Origin of the sequence: Phytobacter ursingii (genome assembly GCF_001022135.1) — a bacterium.
GTDB classification, from domain to species: Bacteria; Pseudomonadota; Gammaproteobacteria; order Enterobacterales; family Enterobacteriaceae; genus Phytobacter; species Phytobacter ursingii.
Genome location: NZ_CP011602.1, coordinates 507,915 through 528,962, shown reverse-complemented (window position 1 = coordinate 528,962; position 21,048 = coordinate 507,915). Strand labels below are relative to the sequence as shown.

The following is a 21,048-nucleotide window of genomic DNA, read 5'->3' as shown; positions in this document are numbered from 1 at the left end:
CTCATCGCTGAGCGGGTTACTATCGACTGAATAACCTGCTGATTTAGAATTTGATCTAGCTCACATGTCACCTCTTCAAAGCCCCGCAATTTTTACCGTTAGCCGCCTGAATCAGACAGTACGTAGCCTGCTGGAACGCGAAATGGGCCAGGTCTGGATCACAGGTGAAATCTCTAATTTTACCCAGCCTGCGTCCGGTCACTGGTACTTCACGCTTAAGGACGACACCGCACAGGTTCGCGGGGCAATGTTTCGCAACAGCAACCGTCGCGTGACGTTCCGCCCTCAGCATGGGCAGCAAGTGCTGGTTCGCGCGTCTGTTACGCTCTATGACCCGCGCGGCGATTACCAGATAATCGTTGAAAGCATGCAGCCCGCCGGTGAAGGGTTACTGCAGCAGAAATATGAGCAACTGAAAGCGGCGCTGTCAGCAGAAGGGCTTTTCGATCAACAGTTCAAACAGACGCTCCCCACACCGGCCCACTGTATTGGCGTTATCACCTCGAAAACCGGCGCTGCACTTCATGACATTCTCCACGTTCTGAAACGACGGGATCCCTCTTTGCCGGTGGTCATCTACCCCACCGCGGTACAAGGTGACGATGCGCCGGGGCAAATTGTGCGCGCCATAGAACTGGCAAATGCGCGTCAGGAATGTGATGTGCTGATCGTCGGGCGTGGTGGTGGCTCGCTGGAAGATTTATGGAGTTTTAATGACGAGCGCGTTGCGCGCGCCATTTTTGCCAGCCGTATTCCGGTGGTCAGCGCCGTCGGCCACGAAACCGACGTGACCATTGCGGATTTTGTCGCAGATTTACGTGCCCCTACCCCCTCTGCCGCAGCGGAAATCGTCAGTCGCAACCAGACGGAGCTGCTGCGCCAGATCCAGTCTTCTCAGCAACGCCTTGAGATGGCGATGGACTTTTTCATTGCTAACAGCACCCGACGCTTTACTCAACTTAACCACAGGCTGCAACAGCAGCATCCACAACTGCATCTCGCCCGTCAGCACACCGTACTGGAAAAACTCCGCCAGCGGATGCGTGTCGCCCTGGACAACCAGCTTAAACAGGCGACAGTGCGTCAACGCCGTGTCGGCCAGCGCCTGAATCAGCAAAACCCACAGCCGCGGATCTGGCGTGCGCAGACACGTATTCAGCAACTGGAATACCGGCTGGCGGAAAGCCTGCGTGCGCAATTGGGCGTGACGCGAGAGCGTTTTGGCAAGGCAGTGACGCACCTGGAGGCAGTCAGCCCGCTCTCGACGCTGGCCCGCGGCTATAGCGTCACCACGGCTGCCGATGGCAATGTGCTGAAACAGGCGAAACAGGTTAAAACGGGCGATACGCTGACCACCCGTCTCGCCGATGGCTGGATAGAGAGTGAAGTGAAAAGCGTCATCCCTGCGAAAAAAGCGCGCGCGTCTAAACCCCGCAGCGCGGGCTAACTCACAGCCTCGTCGGGGTCAGAAACATAATAAGAAGTGCTAATCCGGCAAACATCAAAAGCGACCAGGTGGCTCCCAGTAATGCATACAGTTGTCCAAAAACTATCGCCCCCGCCACCTGCCCTACCGCCAGCATAAAAAAGACGATACCTACCCCTGCGGCCGGCGCATTCGCCGTAGCGGACGCGCCGCAGACCAGCAGTACGCCGGAAAGCGTAATATAGCCCACGCCACAGAGGGCCGCCGCCGGAATAAGCCACCCGCTATAGCCATGACTTACCGCCAGTAGCACCAGCGGTGCGGCCATAAAAAGCAGCGACAGCCAGTAAACCGGGTTCCAGCCTGTCCGGGTAGCCAGCGCGCCGGTAAAGATGCCAGCTATTCCCGCCCCGCCGCTTACCAGCCACAGCATGCTGGTGGTTTCTTTTGCAATATGCAGATGATTTTGCAGAATATCGGGGCCGAAATTCCACCATGCCGCGCTCGCTATTCCGCAGATAAACGCAATCAGCGCCAGCCGCCGCATTGCCTGGCACTGTAAGACCTGCCGCCAGGATTGTTCATTTTTTACCCCCTGTGTTTTGGTCGCGGGTAAGTAGCGCATCACCGGCAGCAGGCAAAGCAGCGCCAGCACCGCGAACGCAATGCAGGCTCCGCGCCACCCAAAGGGGGTGAAAAGCAGTACCGGTACGGAAAGGATAATGCCGCCGCCAGTACCGGCATTGATAAAAGTGTTAGTGGTGGACTGCCTACGCTCTGCCACCGCCTGGCTGACCGATGCAGCCAGTGACGGCGATGCCAGCCCCGAACTCAGACCGGCGATAAGTAGCCCCAGCGCAAGGAGTAGAACACCCGAAGACAATGCCAGGATCAGTAGCCCAAGTGCCGCGCAGAGTGCCGAAACGATCGCGGTGGTACGAGCGCCGTAACGCCCGGTTACCGGGGCGGCCCAGAGTGAAGAAAAACAGTAGGCGATATAGCTACAGGCGGCGATAACACCCGCAGCCCGTGGACTCAGCGCAATATCCTGTCCTACCGACGGCAGCATCAGGCCCCAGGCAAAACGCGCCATGCCATACGTCACAGCAATAAGCAAAAACCCGGTTAACGCAAGCGGTGAAATTGTTTTATCCACACCCGACCCTCTTTTCTGATTGAGCAGTTAATGATGGTCGAAACCGACAGTTTTGCCGCGTAAGGGGTAAAAATGCCGAATGTCACATAAACTTGTAGTCAGCCTTGCCAACAATCAGGAGAGCAGCATGACAGCGACACGACTTCACAGTGTTATCCCGCCCTACATCCTGCGCCGCATTATTGATAACGGCTCCGACGTACAGCAAAAGTGCGCCCGCCAGACCCTAACCCATGTCCAGACGCTCATGGCACATATGCCGGGCAAGCCTGCCGCGCCGCATGTTGCGAAAGCGGGCCAGTTGCAGCGGGACATTTATGATGCGAAACAGACTCAGGAGTTACCAGGCACGCAGGTGCGCTTTGAGGGGCAGTCATCAAATGGCGATATCGCCGTAGATGAAGCATGGGAATATCTGGGTGTGACGCACGATTTTTTCTGGAAAATTTATCATCGCGATTCACTGGATAATAAGGGCCTGACGCTTATCGGTACCGTTCACTATGGCCGCGAATACCAGAATGCATTCTGGAACGGTCAGCAGATGGTATTTGGCGATGGCGACGGCGAGATCTTTAACCGTTTCACTATCGCACCGGATATTGTCGCCCATGAGCTTAGCCACGGCGTAACGGAAACAGAAGCCGGGCTGATTTATTTCGAACAATCCGGGGCGCTCAATGAATCCCTGTCCGATGTGTTTGGCTCGCTGGTGAAACAGTATTTGCACAAACAGACCGCGCAAGAGGCGGACTGGCTTATTGGCGAAGGGTTATTGGCCGCAGGTATCAACGGCAAAGGGTTGCGCTCTATGGCAGAGCCGGGCACCGCCTATGACGACCCGCTACTGGGTAAAGACCCCCAGCCTGCGCATATGAAGGACTTTATTAAAACTCGCGAGGATAACGGCGGCGTACATCTTAACTCAGGCATTCCTAATCGTGCGTTTTACCTCGCCGCCACCGCGCTTGGTGGTTATGCATGGGAAAAAGCCGGTTATGCCTGGTATGACACGGTTTGCGACCACTCACTCGCGCAAAATGCTGACTTTGCGGCTTTCGCCCAACTGACCATTGCTCACGGTGAAAAACGGTCGGGAAAAGAGACGGCGGAAGCCATTAAACAGGCCTGGATTGAGACAGGGGTACTGTGATGAATATTCCGGAGCTCACTGAGGACGCGGTCATTGAGCTTGCCCGTGAAGGCGGAGTGGCATTTATCCCACAGTTGAGCGGTCTGAGAAGAATCGCCCTATCCGCCCTTACGCCACAGCAACGTGAGCGGGTGATTGATATTTTACAGCAAGCACTGCAGCGCGGCTTTCCACCAGGGCAGACGGACTCACCGGGGCGCGGCGACCAGCGCTATTTTCGTATTCAGATAATCTGGACTCACCACAACGAGGCGCACTATACCGATATTATCTTGCTGGTGCCGGAACAGGAGGCACCGCCCTCGCTGGTGGATCTGTGGAAAAAGGGCGAAAGCGGCGTGTGTGATTAAATGTCATGCAGGGCGAAGATCACCCGCTTTTTGGAGATCAGACCGTGACCCTGCTGGCAGAAATAGTCCACCGCTCCGCAGGCTTTGAGCACGTCCAACGGCTGTTGGCACTCCGGGCATAGCGCGTGAAGAGGGTAATCTTTATCACAACCATGGCAGTGACCATGTGTACCGATCAATTCCAGCGGGTTGTGGCAGGTTGGGCATTTAAGATCCATAAATATCCTCCCATAAGGTTACCCGGTAGTGATTAACACCACCGGGGTTTTTAAACTTACTTGCCTTTCTTAATATGTTTAATCAAACGCTTACGTTTACGCATCTGATTTGGCGTCAGCGTATTGCGTTTGTCCGCATACGGGTTTTCCCCTTCCTTAAACTGAATACGGATAGGGGTGCCCATCACATCCAGCGATTTGCGGAAGTAGTTCATCAGATAACGCTTGTAGGAGTCCGGCAGATCTTTTACCTGGTTGCCGTGAATCACCACAATTGGCGGGTTATAACCACCAGCATGCGCATATTTCAACTTCACGCGACGGCCACGAACCAACGGCGGCTGGTGATCTTCGCTCGCCATATTCATGATACGAGTCAGCATCGCGGTGCTCTGGCGACGGGTCGAACTGTCGTAGGCTTCGCGCACCGATTCAAACAGGTTACCTACGCCGCTGCCATGCAGCGCGGAGATAAAGTGCACGCGAGCAAAGTCGATAAAGCCCAGACGGAAGTCCAGCGTCTCTTTAACCTGCTCTTTCACTTCCTGGCTGAGGCCATCCCATTTGTTCACCACGATAACCAGTGAGCGCCCACTATTAAGGATGAAACCCAGCAGGGAGAGATCCTGGTCGGAAATACCTTCACGGGCATCAATAACCAGCAGTACCACGTTGGCGTCTTCAATCGCCTGCAGCGTTTTGATGACCGAGAATTTTTCCACCGCGTCGGTGATTTTGCCGCGTTTACGCACGCCCGCGGTGTCGATCAGAACGTATTCACGCCCATCACGCTCCATCGGGATATAAATACTGTCACGCGTGGTACCTGGCATGTCATAAACCACGACACGCTCTTCCCCGAGAATGCGGTTAGTCAGCGTGGACTTACCGACATTAGGCCGCCCGACAATCGCCAGCTTGATAGGCAGATCCTGCGGGTTGAAGTCGTCTTCCGGCTCTTCTTCTTCACCCTCTTCACCCTTACCGTCATCGAACTGGGACCAGTAGGCGGCGTTCTCATCCAGTTCTTCCGGCGGGTCGATTTCGTCCATCCACGGCAGCAGAACGTGTTCCAGCAGGCTGACAACACCACGACCATGAGAGGCGGCAATCGGGTGAATTTCACCCAGACCAAGGGAGTAAAAATCAACAACCGCCTGATCCGGATCCAGCCCGTCTGTTTTGTTGGCGACGAGGAATGTCGGTTTTTCACGCGAACGCAGGTGTTTAGCAATAGCTTCATCAGCAGGCATCAGCCCGGCGCGCGCATCCACCATAAACAGCACCACATCAGCCTCTTCAATCGCCAGCAGCGACTGTTCCGCCATACGGGTTTCTACGCCGTCTTCCGTACCATCAATACCGCCCGTGTCGATACAGATAAATTCGCGACCTTCGACTTCAGCACGACCGTACTTACGGTCACGGGTCAGCCCCGGAAAATCCGCTACCAGCGCATCACGGGTGCGTGTTAAACGGTTAAAAAGCGTGGATTTTCCAACGTTAGGGCGCCCGACCAGCGCGACCACAGGTATCATGTTTAAAGCCTCATTACTTAGAATTCAAAAATCAAAACGTCGCAACGCTGGCGACGTTTTAAAAACAGTAAAACGGCCCCTGCAACAGGAGCCGTCTTCTCACGAACGACCACCTTCGCGCGATTAACGCGTGATGGCGTACAGCGTACCGTCTTTAGCCTGGATCAGCAGTTTGCCATCCGCAGCGACAGGATCGGTCAGGAAACCGGAGCCGTCCACTTTCTGCTGCGCGACAAAACGCCCGTCTTCGACGTTAATCCAGTGCATATAACCTTCGCTGTCACCGGTCACGATGTAACCATTATACAACGCCGGAGCAGTAAGGTTACGGTGCAGAAGATCGCTTTGCGTCCACAGCGTCACGCCACCGTCAGTGGTTAACGCCAGAACACGGTCATTCTGGTCAATCATATAAATACGATTACCGTCGACAACGAAATTGCTCACTGAACCCAGTTCGCGTTTCCACATAATCTGACCGCTACGCAGATCCAGCGCCGTCAGATTACCGTTGTAAGCCAGCGCGTAAACCACGCCGTTTACAATCACCGGCGTTGTGTCTACGTCACTCAGACGGTCGATTTCCGTCGGGCCGGTTGCCTGAGAAATACGCTGCTGCCAAATCATCTGGCCCTGCTGCATCAACACGGCGCTTACACGACCGTTGTCACCACCCACAATGGCTGCGCCGTAGGCGGTAGCCGGTGCGGATTCACCACGCAGGGACAAAGACGGCATATCGAGGTTAACCGTCCATTTTACTGCGCCGTCGCTCTCATTAAGCGCCTGCAGTTGGCCGTTACTGGTATGAATCAGCACCAGGCCATCGCTGACAACAGGACGAGATAACGCTTCACCGGCAACGTTGGTTTTCCAGGCTTCGGAACCATCGTTCGTATTCAGCGCATAAACCTTCGCTTTTTCACTGCCCACGTAGACATGGCCGCCAGCGACGGTCACACCACCGGACAATAGCGCCGGACTGCTGGAGAACCAGCCGGATTTTTCTGCCAGGTTAACGGACCAGACTTCCTTGCCGTCGCTCGCGCTAACCGCTTTTACCGTACCGCGACGATCGGCAGCATAGACCACGCCGCTGTCCAGCGCCGGATGTAAATTCGAATGAAAATCGCCAATACCGCTACCCACAGACGTACTCCATGCGGTAGACGGATTAAATTGGTTCGTAACCGTCGGCAGAGGGGACATTTTGACAACATCTTCTTCGCCGTTAAACAGGGAACAACCGCTCAGTAAGGTGACGGACAGCAGCCCAGGCAGAAGTAATTTACGCAATTGCATCGGGTCCCTCTTAGATGGACAAATTGTTGATTTTCATCTGCATCATTTCACTCAGCGCCGGGGAGGCGTTGTTTTTAACGCCATTCTCCCAGGCAGTGCGTGCACCTTGTTTGTCGCCTTTGCTGAGCAACGCTTCGCCACGCAGGTCAGCAACAATGGCCGCCCAGCCGTCGCCTTTCACGCTATCAAGCGTTTTCAGCGCGGCATCCTGCTGCTTGAGCTGCACCTGGATACGGGCGAGACGGATGTTGATCATACCCTTAAGGTTTTCATCGCTGGTAGCGGCAAGCCCTTGCTGCAGCTGCGCGGACGCTTTTTCAAGCTCATTGCGTTCAACATACTGCTGTGCCAGTTCCAGTGACGCCAGCGCGCCATAGGTATTTTTATTCTCAGCCGCGAATTTTTCAGCCGCAGTCAGCGTTTCAGGTTTATCAGCACGAATCGCGGTAATTGCGTTTTCGTAGCCTTGTGAAGCCGATCGCGCTGTTTCGATTTGGTGACTATTCCAGTAGCGCCAGCCAACTAATGCACCAATACCTAAAATGACACCAACAGCCAGCGCTTTGCCGTTTTCAGCAAAAAAGCGTTTGAGCGCGTCTACCTGTTCGTTGTCGTTCTCGTAAATTTCCACGCAGTCCTTCTCCTTAACGATAATTCACCGGGGAGATTAGCCCAGTAGTGTGCGCAAATGCGCCGCAACGCTGTCCTGCGTTACCGTATTTTGCTCACCAGAGCGTAAATCCTTCACTACAACGTTACCGTCAGCGATTTCAGACTCACCCAGCACCAGTGCGAGCTTCGCGCCCCACTTATCGGCACGGGCAAATTGCTTTTTGAAATTACCGCCGCCGTGGTTCGTCATGAGCTTAACATCAGGTAACGCATCGCGTACCCGTTCAGCCAGTTGCATTGCAGCGGACTGTACGTTTTCGCCCGACGCTACCAGGTATATATCGACAACGGATTCTGCTTTAAATTCCGGATTAACTGCCTGAACCAACAAAACAAGTCGTTCAAGACCCATCGCGAAGCCAACCGCCGGGGTTGCGCGACCGCCAAGCTGCTCGACCAGGCCGTCGTAACGGCCACCCGCACACACCGTTCCCTGAGAACCCAGGCTGGTGGTCACCCACTCGAAAACAGTGCGGTTGTAATAATCAAGACCGCGCACCAGACGCTGGTTTACCGTATAGGCAATACCCGCCGCCTCCAGCAGTTTGCACAGGCCTGCGAAGTGTTCGCGAGATTCTTCATCCAGATAATCACCCAGCGCTGGCGCCGAATTCAGAAGCGCCTGAATGTCCGGATTTTTGGAATCCAGCACGCGCAGCGGGTTGCTGTACATACGGCGTTTGCAATCTTCGTCCAGTTGCTCTTTATGCTGCTCAAGGAACGCCACCAGTGCATCGCGATAGTTTGCACGCGCTTCCAGGGAGCCGATAGAGTTGAGTTCGAGGCTAACATGATCGAAGATACCCAGCGCACGCCACCAGCGCGCCGTGAGCATAATCAGCTCGGCATCAATGTCCGGGCCCTGCAGGCCAAACACTTCGACACCCAACTGATGGAATTGACGGTAGCGACCTTTTTGCGGGCGCTCATAGCGGAACATCGGACCGACATACCACAGGCGCTGTTCCTGATTGTACAGAAGACCATGCTCGATGCCGGCGCGTACACAGCCCGCTGTACCTTCTGGACGCAGCGTCAGGCTATCGCCGTTGCGATCGTCAAAGGTGTACATCTCTTTTTCAACCACGTCGGTGACTTCACCGATCGCGCGTTTGAATAACGGGGTCTGCTCTACAATCGGCAAACGGATTTCATTGTAACCGTAGCTGCCGAGCACGTTTTTGAGTGTGCCTTCAATGCGCTGCCAGATGGCGGTTTCGCCAGGCAGATAATCGTTCATGCCGCGAATGGCTTGAATATTCTTTGCCACGTTTATTCTCTTTTTGAATACAAAAAATGAACCCTCAGGGCTTGCGCCTTGCGGGTTCATCATACACGGGAAGCCAGCCGCTTCCCATCACGTTATTTTTCTACCTGTTGGACATCAATACGATTAGCTTCATCCAGCATTGATGCTTTCGCACGGATACGGGCTTCGAGCTGGGTAATCATATCGTCGTTATCCAGTCTGTCTCTACGCACGCCATCTTCATAAAGGCCGCTTTTCTTGTTACCGCCGGTCACGCCAAGCGTAGAAACCAGCGCTTCGCCTGGGCCGTTCACCACGCAACCGATGATCGAAACATCCATCGGCGTGATGATATCTTCCAGGCGCTGCTCAAGGGCATTCACGGTGCCGATCACGTCAAATTCCTGACGCGAGCAGGTAGGGCAGGCAATGAAGTTGATGCCACGTGCGCGGATACGCAGTGATTTCAGGATATCGAAGCCAACTTTGATCTCTTCAACCGGATCCGCCGCCAGCGAGACACGCAGCGTATCGCCGATCCCCTCAGACAGCAGCAAGCCCAGACCGATCGCCGACTTGACCGCGCCACTGCGCGCGCCACCCGCTTCGGTGATACCGAGGTGCAACGGCTGATCAATCTGTTTTGCCAACAGACGGTAAGATTCCACCGCCAGGAACACATCGGAGGCTTTTACGCTGACTTTGAATTGATCGAAATTAAGTCTGTCCAGGTGATCGACATGGCGCATGGCAGACTCCAGCAGCGCTTGCGGCGTGGGCTCACCATATTTCTCCTGCAGATCCTTTTCCAGCGATCCTGCATTGACGCCAATACGAATAGGGATATTTTTGTCGCGCGCGCAGTCCACAACCATGCGAATGCGTTCTTCATTACCGATATTGCCTGGGTTGATACGCAGACAGTCGACGCCGTATTCCGCGACTTTCAGCGCGATACGGTAGTCAAAGTGAATGTCCGCGACCAGCGGTACGCTCACCTGTTGCTTAATCAATTTGAATGCTTCTGCCGCGTCCATGGTAGGGACGGAAACGCGAACAATGTCAGCGCCAACACGCTCAAGCGCTTTGATCTGCGCGACCGTCGCGTCCACATCAGTGGTGCGGGTGTTTGTCATTGACTGCACGGCGATGGGGGCGCCATCGCCAATCGGCACATTACCAACGTAAATCCGTTTCGATTTCCGACGTTGAATCGGAGCCTGGTTATGCATGAAAAATCTCCCGCGTTGCCCGTCTGTTACTGTACTGCTGATTGTTCGGCATTGAGGGTCAGGCGTGCAACCTGGTTAGTTCTGATAAAGCGGCTCAGATCGACAGGTTTACCCTGATATTGAATCTGTACCGCAGCAGGTGCACCGATTTTGAGCTTGTAAGGCGCCTGGCCGGTTAAATTCAGCGTCGCGTCTTTACGCTGGATCCCACTGAATAATTTTTTACCGCTTGCATCACTCACTTCTAACCAGCAGTCGGCGTTAAAGTTCATGACCAGCGCATGTGCGGCGTCCGGGGAGGTAATACCTGCCTGGTCAGTCGGCAGCGGCGCGTTATTCGCGGTTGCCGATGGCTGAGTGGCAGGAGATTGGGTAACAGGTGCCTGAGAAGGTGATACAACGGCATTTGAATGCGCGGTGGTCGCAGGCGCCTGCGTCGCTGTTCCAGGGGCTGCGGCAGGGGCGGTTGGTTCAACTGGCGTAGTCGCAGCCGTATTCGGTGTTTCTGTCGGTGTGCTGGCAGCATCGTTGTTCAGCGCAACGCTCTGCCCTTCGCTGTTCCCACTGGCGTTCAGCTCTGCAGAGGACTGATCGGCCATTGTGGTGATCTCTTGCTGCTGCGCTTTGTGATTTTGCCACCACCATGCGCCTGTCAGACCAACAACCACAAACAGCACCAGCCAGGTAAAGCTCATTAACCAGCCGTCACGTTTTTTACGACGTTTACCCAGAGAAAAGGTCTGCATCGGCGCGACTTTCGCCGCCCGAATCGGTGCCTGTTTCTCAATCATCGGCAGCAGTTCTTCTTCCGGGATATGCACCAAACGCGCATACGAGCGGATGTAACCACGCAGGAATGTTGAAGCCAATTCGGCAGGAGCCTTATCGTCTTCAATATCGCGCACCGTGGAAACTTTGAGACAGAGGCGCTCAGCTACCGCCTGCTGGCTAAGTCCGAGTTGTTCACGGGCATTGCGCAGACGAACGCCCGTGGTTTGTGCTTCGTTTTGGTCGTGAGTGGCTTCAGTATTCATTCGCTACAACTGCTGGTACGTGAAAATTTAAGATTCAGGCGCGTAGTAAGCATTGCCTGGGCGCGCCGCGAAATGTCAGGGTCAGTTAAATTTAGACCGACAGTATAAGACTGTCAGGCCGGTCATAACAGAACAGCTTTTCGTACTTTTGCTAAGCTGTTGTTCCATCGCTACATACTGCCTTAAAGTAGAGAGAAACGCACAGTAATTATTGATTACACAAGTATACTCAGGCGATTAAATCAGCATATTTATGCGTCGCGACACAGAAGCCTGCCGCGACGCCAGAAGACTAAACCGCTTTAATCGAAATCGGCTCACCCTGCATACGTTTACGCATTGTGCGTTTCGTACGGTCAATGACGTCACCGGCCAGTTGACCACATGCCGCGTCAATGTCATCACCACGTGTTTTACGCACAATGGTGGTGAAACCATAGCTCATCAGCACCTTACAGAAACGATCGATACGGCTGTTTGAGCTGCGACCATATGGCGCACCCGGGAACGGGTTCCACGGAATCAGGTTGATCTTGCACGGCGTGTCTTTCAGCAACGCGGCCAACTCATGCGCATGCTCGGTACCGTCATTCACATGGTCGAGCATCACGTATTCAATGGTTACGCGGCCCTGATTAGCATTGGATTTCGAAATGTAACCGCGAACCGATTCGAGGAACGTCGCAATATTGTACTTTTTGTTAATCGGCACAATTTCGTCGCGAATAGTATCGTTCGGCGCATGCAGGGAAATAGCCAGTGCAACATCAATCATGTCACCCAGCTTATCCAGCGCAGGAACCACGCCGGACGTCGACAGCGTAACGCGGCGTTTGGACAGGCCAAAACCAAAGTCATCCAGCATGATTTCCATTGCCGGTACGACGTTAGTCAGGTTCAGCAATGGTTCGCCCATCCCCATCATCACTACGTTAGTGATAGGACGTACGCCGGTCGTTTTTACCGCACCGATAATTTTTGCCGCCCGCCAGACCTGACCAATAATTTCTGAAACTTTCAGGTTACGGTTGAAGCCCTGCTGCGCCGTGGAGCAGAATTTACACTCCAGCGCACAGCCGACCTGCGAGGAAACGCACAGCGTGGCGCGATCGTCTTCCGGAATGTACACCGTTTCAACGCGCTGATCGCCTACGGCAATCGCCCATTTAATCGTGCCATCAGAGGAGCGCTGCTCTTCCACAACTTCCGGCGCGCGGATCACCGCAACTTCTTTGAGCTTATTACGCAGCACCTTATTGATGTCGGTCATCTCATCAAAATCGTCGCTGCAATAGTGGTACATCCACTTCATCACCTGATCGGCGCGGAAGGGTTTTTCGCCTAAGTTTTTGAAAAACTCTCGCATCTGCTGACGATTCAAATCCAGCAGGTTAATTTTTGCATCTTTATTGGGAACCGTCAGTGCGACGTTCTCAGGCGTGACAATGTGTTCAGACATAGTTTGTGTATTCCGGCCTCGTTATTACACGTTATGGCCCCTGGAGGGTTGAAAAAAGAAGCGCCCCGGGAATGCGTTTTGCAATTCACGGGGCGCTGCATTGTACAAATTCTGCTGTGCAGATGCCACGACTGTGCGCAGCATTGACAAAATAAAGTGTAACTATGCTTACAATTTCCGATGGGCTTCACGCAACACGGCGCGCAAGGCGGCGGAAATTAGCGAGTGCGCGGGCAAACTTCGCCTTCGCCGAAGAAATAGGCGATTTCACGCGCGGCAGACTCAAGTGAATCGGAACCATGGGTGCCGTTCTCGGTGAAGCTGTCAGCATAATCCGCGCGCAGAGTACCGGCCAGCGCGTTAGCCGGGTTGGTGGCGCCCAGCAGGTCACGGTGACGCTGCACCGCATTTTCACTTTCCAGTACGGAGACCACGATCGGGCCGGAGGTCATGAATTCAACCAGACCGTCGAAGAATGGTTTGCCATCGTGTTCAGCGTAGAAGCCGCGAGCCTGCTCAACGGACAGATGCAGCATTTTCGTGCCAACAATCTTGAAACCAGCAGATTCAAAACGCGCGAAAATACTACCAATAACGTTTTTTGCCACCGCGTTCGGCTTGATGATGGAAAAAGTACGTTCAATAGCCATGTTAACCCCTGTAAGTTGTTCTGTTGTCGTACATACATACGTATGACCTGGCGCGGATTATAAAGAGCAACGCGGGCATTGCCTATGGATAAAGGTAACATTTTTTTAAAATAAGACGAGTTTCAGCAACACCATTCACCAAAACGTCTCTAACCAACGTATTACGGCGCCTTGAGGCGGCAAGAGTGGGGATCCCCGGCCACTGACATAAATCAGAGACCGGAGTGAACGCGGCAGTCAGCACAAAGGTCGTGTCAACGCTGACGCGTATCTTCGTTGCGTCATTGTACCGCGAACTCGACTGCCGCAACCTGCCCGGCATCATCCATCACCAGTAACTGATACTCACCGCTTTTATCAAGGTTAAGGCTTAATATGCGATCATGACCGTCCAGCGGCTCTCCGTTTAAAAACCACCAGCGTTGCCCTTCCCCACCGATGGCCTGTAGCGGCAATGTTGCCTGCGAGCGCCCCGGTAGCCGTTTGATCACTGCGCCGTCCCGGATCCCCGAGAGCAACAGCGGCGGCGGTGCGTTCTCATCACGCGGAGGACATGTTTTCGAGCGCGGAGGTAATCTCGCCGCTCGCCGCTCGCCATCGGGCAACCAGGGTTCCAGGGGCAAAGGCCAGACGATAACTGTACGTTGCTGTGCATCGGGGCAGTCTGCTGCGACCCGTTCTCCCTGCGTGTTTACCCATACGGGAAAACGGATGCCGCGAGCGCCTTCCTGTTCAGCCATCAGCATCGTGGGCGGCTGGCTGTTATCTAAAAGCCAGGTCGCCAGACGGCGGCGGCAATTGCTGTCCCCCTCAGGTAAACTCTGCCCGCCAGGCCAGCAGATAACGTCGCGGCTTACCGATTCCGGGCGGGGATCCTGTGGCAAACGCGCCAGTTCCAGCGCGGAGCGCGGCTGCAGCAGATTGTTAACCTGATTGAGCAAGGGGACTGCGCTGGCGAAACCAAATTGACCAGCAACCGGCGTGCCGTCCGGTCTGCCCGTCCAGACGCCAATCACATAACGGCTATTGAGCCCAATGGCCCACGCGTCACGATAACCATAGCTGGTGCCGGTTTTCCAGGCCAGCGGCACCACTTGCGGGAGCGCGCTGTCCGGCAGGGGCTGCGCTTCCCCGGCAAGAATGCGGCGAATAATCCACGCCGCGCCTGGAGACATCAACGTTCTTTCCATCAACGGGTCGTCTGGCTGAAAGCGCAACTGCCCGGCCTTGCCGTGACGCGCAAAGGCGCTATACGCTGCAGTGATATCCGCCAGACGGGCGCCTGCGCCCCCCAGAATAAGTGACAGGTTCGGCTCCGCGCCTTCCGGCAATTTCAGCGGCAACCCCGCATTGCGCAGCGTGGCAGCAAATTTCTTTGGCCCGTAGGCCTCCAGAACCTGAACCGCGGGAAGATTGAGGGAACGAACCAGCGCCTCATTCATACTGACCGGGCCGTGAAAACCACTGTCAAAATTACCGGGACGATAGTCTCCCGTTCGCCGTGGCACATCCTGCAGCAACGAGGCGGGATGAATCAGACCGTCATCCATCGCCAGGCCATATATAAAGGGCTTTAACACCGATCCCGGCGAGCGGGTGGCGCTGACCATATCGACATGGCCAAAACGGCTATCGTCATTGATGTCCACCGATCCCACCCAGCCACGGACTTTCATGTCCGTATGGTCGACAACGATGATCGCCAGCGAGCTACGCGGGGGAAGACGAGATTTAACGCCAGCGGCCATGTCTTCAAGCTGACGCTGGAGGCTGGCATCGAGTGTGGTGGTGATCTTGAGACCCGGATCTTTGCTCAACATATAGCGAGAGAAGAGGGGCGCGAGCTGCGGCATCTGACGGGGCGCCAGCCAGACCGGCTCTTCACGCGACTCCTCAACCTGCTTTTGGCTCCACACGCCCTGCGAGACCATGCGATCCAGTACTTTATCCCGCGCCGCCTGTGCACGTTCCGACCAGCGGTCCGGGCGCAGGCGACTCGGCGCCTGCGGTAAGACGGCCAGCAGTGCCGCCTCTGCATAGCTGAGCTGAGCGGGGGATTTCCCCAGATACACCCAGCTTGCCGCCCCAACGCCCTGCAACGTACCGCCAAACGGTGCCCGGTTGAGATAGAGCGTCAGAATATCGCGCTTGGAGAGATGCCATTCCAGTTGCATCGCCCGCCACAGCTGGCGGACTTTACCGCCAAAGGTACGCGGATGGGGATCGAGCAGACGCGCGACCTGCATGGTGAGCGTACTGCCGCCAGAGATAACTCTGCCAGCCAGCAGGTCCTGCCATGCGGCACGGGCGACAGAAAGCGGGTTGACGCCTGGATGTTTCCAGAACCAGCGATCTTCGTATTCGATAAGCGCCTGTAAATAGCGTGGGGAGACATCCTCTATCGCCACCGGGTAGCGCCAGATCCCTTCGGCATCGGCGAAGCGCCAGAGCGGCGTGCCATCTTCCGCCACGACGACACGCGCCGGGTTGACCTCTTTCAAGGGCAACGGCCAGAGTTTGTCGGCAATAAAAAGAACCAACGGAATAAGAAGAAACGCTCCCGCAAGCCAAAGCCCGCGGGAGCGCCAGGTGCGCCCTTTGTTCATACTATGGGCGAACGATCAGCGGACCGCTTGCGGCCCCGGTGGCCCGCCACTGCGGTACATACATCGATTCCACCTGTGGCATCGGCAGTTGATAGGTTCCCGGCGTTACCGCACGCGCAAGGTACACCAGCGTCACTGGCTGGCCTTCGCTAACGGAGACGGCGGCGACAAAGCGATCATCGCGGAATTCCATATGGGCAATATCTGCCTGCTGCATACGGTTGAGGAGTTCCTGTACTTCGCTGCCGCTATCCTGCAGACTCGCGCTGCTGCTGGCCAGGTTCTGGTTTTCCAGCTCCAGCCCGGCGGGCAAAAGGTCGACTACCAACGCATCCGGCACGTTGTGGCTGGCACGCACTTCAAGCCACACCAGCACCAGCTCGCCGCTTTTCAGCGAGGCCAGCGATTTTGTCTGCCCATCGGTACCGAGGATCTGGCGTTCAATGTTCAGTACATTGCTGGCTGGTGCCGGGGTGTATTCCGGATACCCTGTGCTGTCGAGACGCAGCCACATCGGGCTTTCCCCGGTGTTGGTCACCGTCAATGCCGTCATCTGGTCCGCATTGAGTTCGCGCGTTTGCGGTTTGTCGCCTTTAAGTTCTTCATTGGTCAAAGAGGTCTGTGCCTGCCAGGTGCCCGGCAAGTTTTGCAAATGACGCCCTGCCAGATAGAGCGCATTGCTCTCCTGGGTAGAGAGCCAGCGTTGACCGTATGCCTGTTCAGATAAAGTGGTCAGCAGCTTGTTCTGCGCATCCGGCAACAGCGAGTTTTCTTCCAGCAGGGACAGCATCAGCGCGTTATCTCGCAGATCGCTGCCGTAGTCCGCCATCCAGCGCTGCGCTTTCGCACGCGGCGTGGTTAACGCCAGCGCCAGTGCTTGTTCACTACGCGGTGCATCGCCCATCAGCTTGAGTGCGACACCCAGTTGCAGCAGAGGCAGACCGGCTTTCGCCTGAGCATGGCGTTGCCACAGTTCGCGCAGTGCCCCGAGAGGCGCTTTCTGCTGACGTGCAAGCACCAGCGCCGCATAGCTTTGCGCCGCAAATTTGGTCGCCTGGACATCGTCGCTGTAACGTACCGCCATCACCGCCGGGTCTTGCAAGTAACGCAAAAGGCGGCTATTGGCATTATTCAGCGCTTCAACCGGCACGCTGTAGCCCTGCTCAGAGGCGCGTACCAGGAAGTCAGTCACGTAAGCGGACAACCAGTACTCTTCCGGCCCGTTTTTATCCCATAACGAGAAGCCGCCGTCGTCACGCTGCATTTGCAGTAAGCGGGAGATACCGATTTCCACTGCCGCACGGCGCTGTTCATCGCTGTCACCCTTGATACCCATCGCCTTAAGCTGGGCCGCATTGGTATACAACGACGGGAACAGCCCGCTCGCCGTCTGCTCAAGGCATCCGTACGGGTAGGCTTTCAGTTCCTGAATGTAGCGGGCAATATTGAGCGAAGGACGTCCGCTGAGCAACAACTGCCCTTGCAGCGCCACAGGCGAAATGCGTTTCGTATGCTCAGCCGGTGCATTCCAGCTCTCATGCGGGTAGAGCATGACATCGCTACTGATGGTCTGAGCCGGGTAAGCCGGACGCACACCGATTTTCCACGATTTATTCTGCGTCGCGAAGGTTTCTCCCGGCAACGTCAGACCTGAAACCGAAGCCGTCACTTCGCCATCGCCATAACCGTCCAGCGCGCGTACCGGAATAAAGAGCGTCATCCGCGCCCCTGCCGCCACATTCACCGGTTTCGGCTGCTCGCTTTCCAGTGCCAGCAGTCCTTTTGCCGCCAGCGCAATATTCAGCGTCTGTGGCTTATCGGTGAGGTTAGTAATATCGAGCGTCAGGCGGCTGGTATCGCCACCGGCCAGGAAGCGCGGTGTGTTTAGCTCCGTAATAACCGGTGCTGCCACAATCACTTTGCCTTCGCTATTACCAAAGTCTTCCGCCGTCCAGGCCTGTGCCATCACACGCAGTTCACCGTTAAAGTCGCCAACGGGGAGCGTGACGGTTCCTTCACCGTTGTCATCGAGCGTCACCGGCTGCGCCTGCTGGGCGATGATGGTGACATGGTTAACCGGTGGCTTGCCACCGCGGTTGAGTTCGTCGCCATCACCACCAAAACGTAACGCGGCCAGACGCCCCTGCCCTTCAATCACCTGACCATAAATGTCATAGATATCTGCGCCATAGCGTTTTTGCCCGAAGAAGGCTTCCCACGGATCCGGCGTGACATAATCGGTGATATTCAGTACGCCGCTATCCACTGCGGAGACCAATACGTTAACCTGTTTTGGCACAGTGCCGTTTTTCAGGCTGGCCTTCACTTTGACCGTCAGCGGCTGGTTCGGACGCATTTTTTGCGGTGTTTCCAGCGCCAGGGAGAGACGACGGTTTTCGTCACCCATCGGCAGATGGAGCAGGCCCACGGCGCGTTTCGGCGTTGCCGATTTTGATTTATCCCCCGGACGCACCACCAGCGTGCTCAGGTAGAGATCGTGGCGACGCCATTTCTGATCTACCGGGATGGAGAGATCGAGCCCGGTCGCGGGTACATCGATTTCCTGCCACCACAACGGCCCTTCGCTGGACTCAATCATGGCGTAACCTTTACCCGCGGCAGGAGCGGTAATATGCAACTTGATGGTATCGCCCGGCTGATAAGAGGGTTTATCAAGTTTCATGGTGACGCGGTCAGGGCGCGCAGCCCCGGATCCGTCACTGTTATCCTGCCAGCTGTAGCCCGCCCAGAAACGGACGCTACTGACGCTTTCATCCGGCGCTTTGACTTCCAGACGATACGAGCCCCACTCTACCGGTACGGTAATTTTCCCGGTTTCGTCAGCTGCCAGATCCAGCGTCTGCTCATTCTCCACCAGATCTTTTTGATCGAATTGCGACTGCCAGCCTTCACTTTCCGACCAGTTCCAGTAGTAATCGCGACGTTCACGAATCAGCCGAACCTGCAGGCCCGATACTGCTTTTTTTACGCCCTGTGCGTCGACATAGACAATATCAAAACCGGCATTGCCATTTTCATCAACAATGGGCTGGTTGACGGTGGTATCGGTGCGGTAATCGTAAACCGCTTTTGAGGCAAACTGCGGGCGAATACCCGGCAATGCAGGTGCAGGCCAGACAGCCTGTTCAGCACGACGCGTGACCGGGCGACCGCCCGATTCCAGCAGGCTTGCCTGCAAAATGACCTGCAACGGGGAGTGCGTTTCCTGCCACTGGCTGGGGGCTGTAACCTGACCATGGCCTTTTTCGTCCAGCGTCAGATGCACTTCATCCAGGGTACGCGTCAGCGTTTCATCGGCAATGTCGCCAAACTGGAAGCCGGGCAGCGCTTTTACCGCTTCGCGTAAAGGTCGCAGCCAGAGCTGCCCCTGCAGGGTGTTGCCGTTAGCAGGCGCACCGTACAGGTAATAGCCAGCGACGTTGAAATCCACATCCTCATCGGCTTTGAGCGGTGTCGCTTGTGGGCTCAGATTCAGCGCCATGCGTTCTGGCATAAAATCTTCCACATGGAAAGACCAGTTGCGTAGTTGGTTATCCCCGGTATTGGCGCGAATCGACCATGTACCGGTTTGCGCGCTGGCATCAAGGGCATAGGTAAAATGATAAAGACCGTTTGTCGGTTGGCTCACCACGGTACGCATCACCTGACCATCCGGTTTGACGACTTCAAGCTTCACGGGTTGATCGGCAAGCGGTTTACCGTCGCTGTCACGCAGCAGAGCATTTAAGATAACCGTTTCGCCCGGACGGTAGAGATCGCGCGGACCAAACATAAAGAACTGCTTGCTGTAACCCGGATCCCCGGCAATCGCAAATTCCGCCAGATCGAGGGCGGGAAGTTGCAAGTCGAGCAATGTTGTCTCGCCGTCTTTACGCGCCAGAACCAGCGCCGCCTCTTTGTCGGTGGTCAGTGTGGCATGCCCCTGCGCATCGCTCGTCGCCTGAGCCAGCGTCTGGCCTTTCTCGTTCAGTAGCACAACGTCGACGCCCGATTGCGCCGCTCCGTTTTCCAGCCCCTGTGTGAAAATATCCAGCCGATTATGGTAACGGTGAGCAGACAGACCAATATTACTCAGCGTGAAGAGAGTAGCCGCATTGCTATAGCTATAATGCCCCGCCTGGTTCATCACGGCGATATATACGCCAGCCTGCTGCAGGGGTTTGATTTCCCCCAGCGGAAGCAGGAGTTTTTCTCGGGTGTTACGTGCCGGGTTGAGGTCAAACCGCCCGGTGTAAACCAGATCGGCCATTTTCAGCAAGGTGTCTGACTCCCAGTTTGTCAGCGCATTACGGTATTCCCATTGGCTGACAAACGCCGCCAGCGATTCCGGCTTCACGCGGTAGAAGTTCACGTCCACATTATTGACGTTAAGCGCCATAACCGGCAGCCCTTCCACCACTTTTCCAGGCAGTAAAGACCCGCGGCTGGCGAAGCCGACGGTAGGCTGAATATCACGCGTGGTAATCGCCTTTTCGTAATCAATGCCAAAGGTGGCTTTATTAAGCGCCACCAGCCCGCGGTCAACGGATACCAGCAACTCGCGGTTGGGTTCAAGGTGACGCAGGCGAAGCTCTTTCAGGTTTGTGGAGAGTTCCCACGCCCCGTCTACTTTGCCATTCTTTTTATCCACCACATGGACAGTCTGGGCAAAGTTTTGATCCGGGTCGAGCGGAACGGAGAAGGTCAACACAAGGGCTGCCGCGCCCTCAAGCTGAACCTCGGAGGCATCAACCAGCGTTAACGGCTTACCTTCACTGCTCGCCGCCAGTTGTTTGAGTTTTTCGCCATCCGGTTTTGCCGCGGCTGGAGTTTGACTCGCGGCTGGCGCTGCAGCGGCCGGTGCGGCCTGCGCTTCCTGAGGTTTATCGTTGTTATCACAGCCTGCCAATATAAACGCACTTACGAAGGCGATAGCCATCGCCGCTGAACGTTTTAGTTTCATCCTTTATCCCTGGCCCACAAAGCCTGTTAATTCGTTAAGC

Annotated in this window: 15 protein-coding genes; 3 read left to right on the top strand and 12 right to left on the bottom strand. The window is 55.5% G+C overall.

From position 1 onward, the window contains the following. The first annotated feature begins 64 nt into the window (after nt 1-64). Nucleotides 65-1,447 carry an exodeoxyribonuclease VII large subunit gene (gene xseA, locus AB182_RS05990; RefSeq protein WP_047369297.1) on the top strand — a complete coding sequence of 461 codons (1,383 nt, stop codon included), beginning with the start codon at nt 65-67 and terminating at the stop codon, nt 1,445-1,447. A gap of 1 nt (nt 1,448) precedes the next feature. On the opposite strand, the gene AB182_RS05985 is transcribed toward xseA, so the two are convergent. Next, nucleotides 1,449-2,582, bottom strand: a complete 1,134-nt coding sequence (locus tag AB182_RS05985) for an MFS transporter (protein ID WP_071845842.1) — start codon at nt 2,580-2,582, stop codon at nt 1,449-1,451. A 127-nt stretch (nt 2,583-2,709) separates the two neighbouring features. Here AB182_RS05985 and AB182_RS05980 point away from each other — a divergent pair, with 127 nt between their 5' ends. Together AB182_RS05980 and AB182_RS05975 are read left to right on the top strand one after the other, a co-directional pair. Further along, nucleotides 2,710-3,735 carry a M4 family metallopeptidase gene (locus AB182_RS05980; RefSeq protein ID WP_047369296.1) on the top strand — a complete coding sequence of 342 codons (1,026 nt, stop codon included), beginning with the start codon at nt 2,710-2,712 and terminating at the stop codon, nt 3,733-3,735. Then, nucleotides 3,735-4,085: a protealysin inhibitor emfourin gene (locus tag AB182_RS05975; protein WP_047369295.1), complete on the top strand. Its 351-nt coding sequence runs from the start codon at nt 3,735-3,737 to the stop codon at nt 4,083-4,085. Before AB182_RS05980 ends, AB182_RS05975 begins: the two co-directional genes overlap by 1 nt. Here the strand turns inward: AB182_RS05975 and AB182_RS05970 are convergent. The 11 genes from AB182_RS05970 to AB182_RS05920 all read right to left on the bottom strand — a co-directional run bounded on the left by AB182_RS05970 (nt 4,082) and on the right by AB182_RS05920 (nt 21,008). After that, the gene (locus tag AB182_RS05970; protein WP_047369294.1) at nt 4,082-4,303 is read right to left on the bottom strand and encodes a zinc ribbon domain-containing protein; all 222 of its coding nucleotides are present in this window, start codon (nt 4,301-4,303) and stop codon (nt 4,082-4,084) included. The genes AB182_RS05975 and AB182_RS05970 overlap by 4 nt on opposite strands. A gap of 56 nt (nt 4,304-4,359) precedes the next feature. Next, nucleotides 4,360-5,841: a ribosome biogenesis GTPase Der gene (gene der, locus AB182_RS05965; protein WP_047369293.1), complete on the bottom strand. Its 1,482-nt coding sequence runs from the start codon at nt 5,839-5,841 to the stop codon at nt 4,360-4,362. Nucleotides 5,842-5,964: 123 nt separating this feature from the next. Continuing rightward, entirely contained in the window at nt 5,965-7,143 is a 1,179-nt protein-coding gene (gene bamB / locus AB182_RS05960; RefSeq protein WP_047369292.1) for an outer membrane protein assembly factor BamB, read from the bottom strand. Between the two features lie 10 nt (nt 7,144-7,153). After that, a complete protein-coding gene (locus AB182_RS05955; protein ID WP_047369291.1) occupies nt 7,154-7,774 on the bottom strand; it encodes a YfgM family protein in 621 nt (206 codons plus the stop codon). Nucleotides 7,775-7,810: 36 nt separating this feature from the next. Then, entirely contained in the window at nt 7,811-9,085 is a 1,275-nt protein-coding gene (gene hisS, locus AB182_RS05950; protein ID WP_047373200.1) for a histidine--tRNA ligase, read from the bottom strand. Between the two features lie 92 nt (nt 9,086-9,177). After that, nucleotides 9,178-10,296, bottom strand: a complete 1,119-nt coding sequence (ispG, locus tag AB182_RS05945) for a flavodoxin-dependent (E)-4-hydroxy-3-methylbut-2-enyl-diphosphate synthase (protein ID WP_047369290.1) — start codon at nt 10,294-10,296, stop codon at nt 9,178-9,180. Nucleotides 10,297-10,322: 26 nt separating this feature from the next. Then, nucleotides 10,323-11,330, bottom strand: coding sequence for a cytoskeleton protein RodZ (rodZ, locus tag AB182_RS05940; protein WP_047369289.1), 1,008 nt, complete (start codon nt 11,328-11,330; stop codon nt 10,323-10,325). A gap of 292 nt (nt 11,331-11,622) precedes the next feature. After that, nucleotides 11,623-12,789, bottom strand: coding sequence for a bifunctional tRNA (adenosine(37)-C2)-methyltransferase TrmG/ribosomal RNA large subunit methyltransferase RlmN (locus tag AB182_RS05935; protein WP_047369288.1), 1,167 nt, complete (start codon nt 12,787-12,789; stop codon nt 11,623-11,625). 218 nt (nt 12,790-13,007) lie between these two features. Further along, nucleotides 13,008-13,439, bottom strand: a complete 432-nt coding sequence (gene ndk / locus AB182_RS05930) for a nucleoside-diphosphate kinase (protein WP_047369287.1) — start codon at nt 13,437-13,439, stop codon at nt 13,008-13,010. 281 nt (nt 13,440-13,720) lie between these two features. Further along, complete coding sequence (pbpC, locus tag AB182_RS05925; RefSeq protein WP_047369286.1) at nt 13,721-16,045, bottom strand: peptidoglycan glycosyltransferase PbpC; 2,325 nt, start codon at nt 16,043-16,045, stop codon at nt 13,721-13,723. A 1-nt stretch (nt 16,046) separates the two neighbouring features. Further along, on the bottom strand, nt 16,047-21,008 hold the full coding sequence (locus AB182_RS05920) for an alpha-2-macroglobulin family protein (RefSeq protein ID WP_047369285.1): 4,962 nt from the start codon (nt 21,006-21,008) through the stop codon (nt 16,047-16,049). Nucleotides 21,009-21,048: the final 40 nt, after the last annotated feature.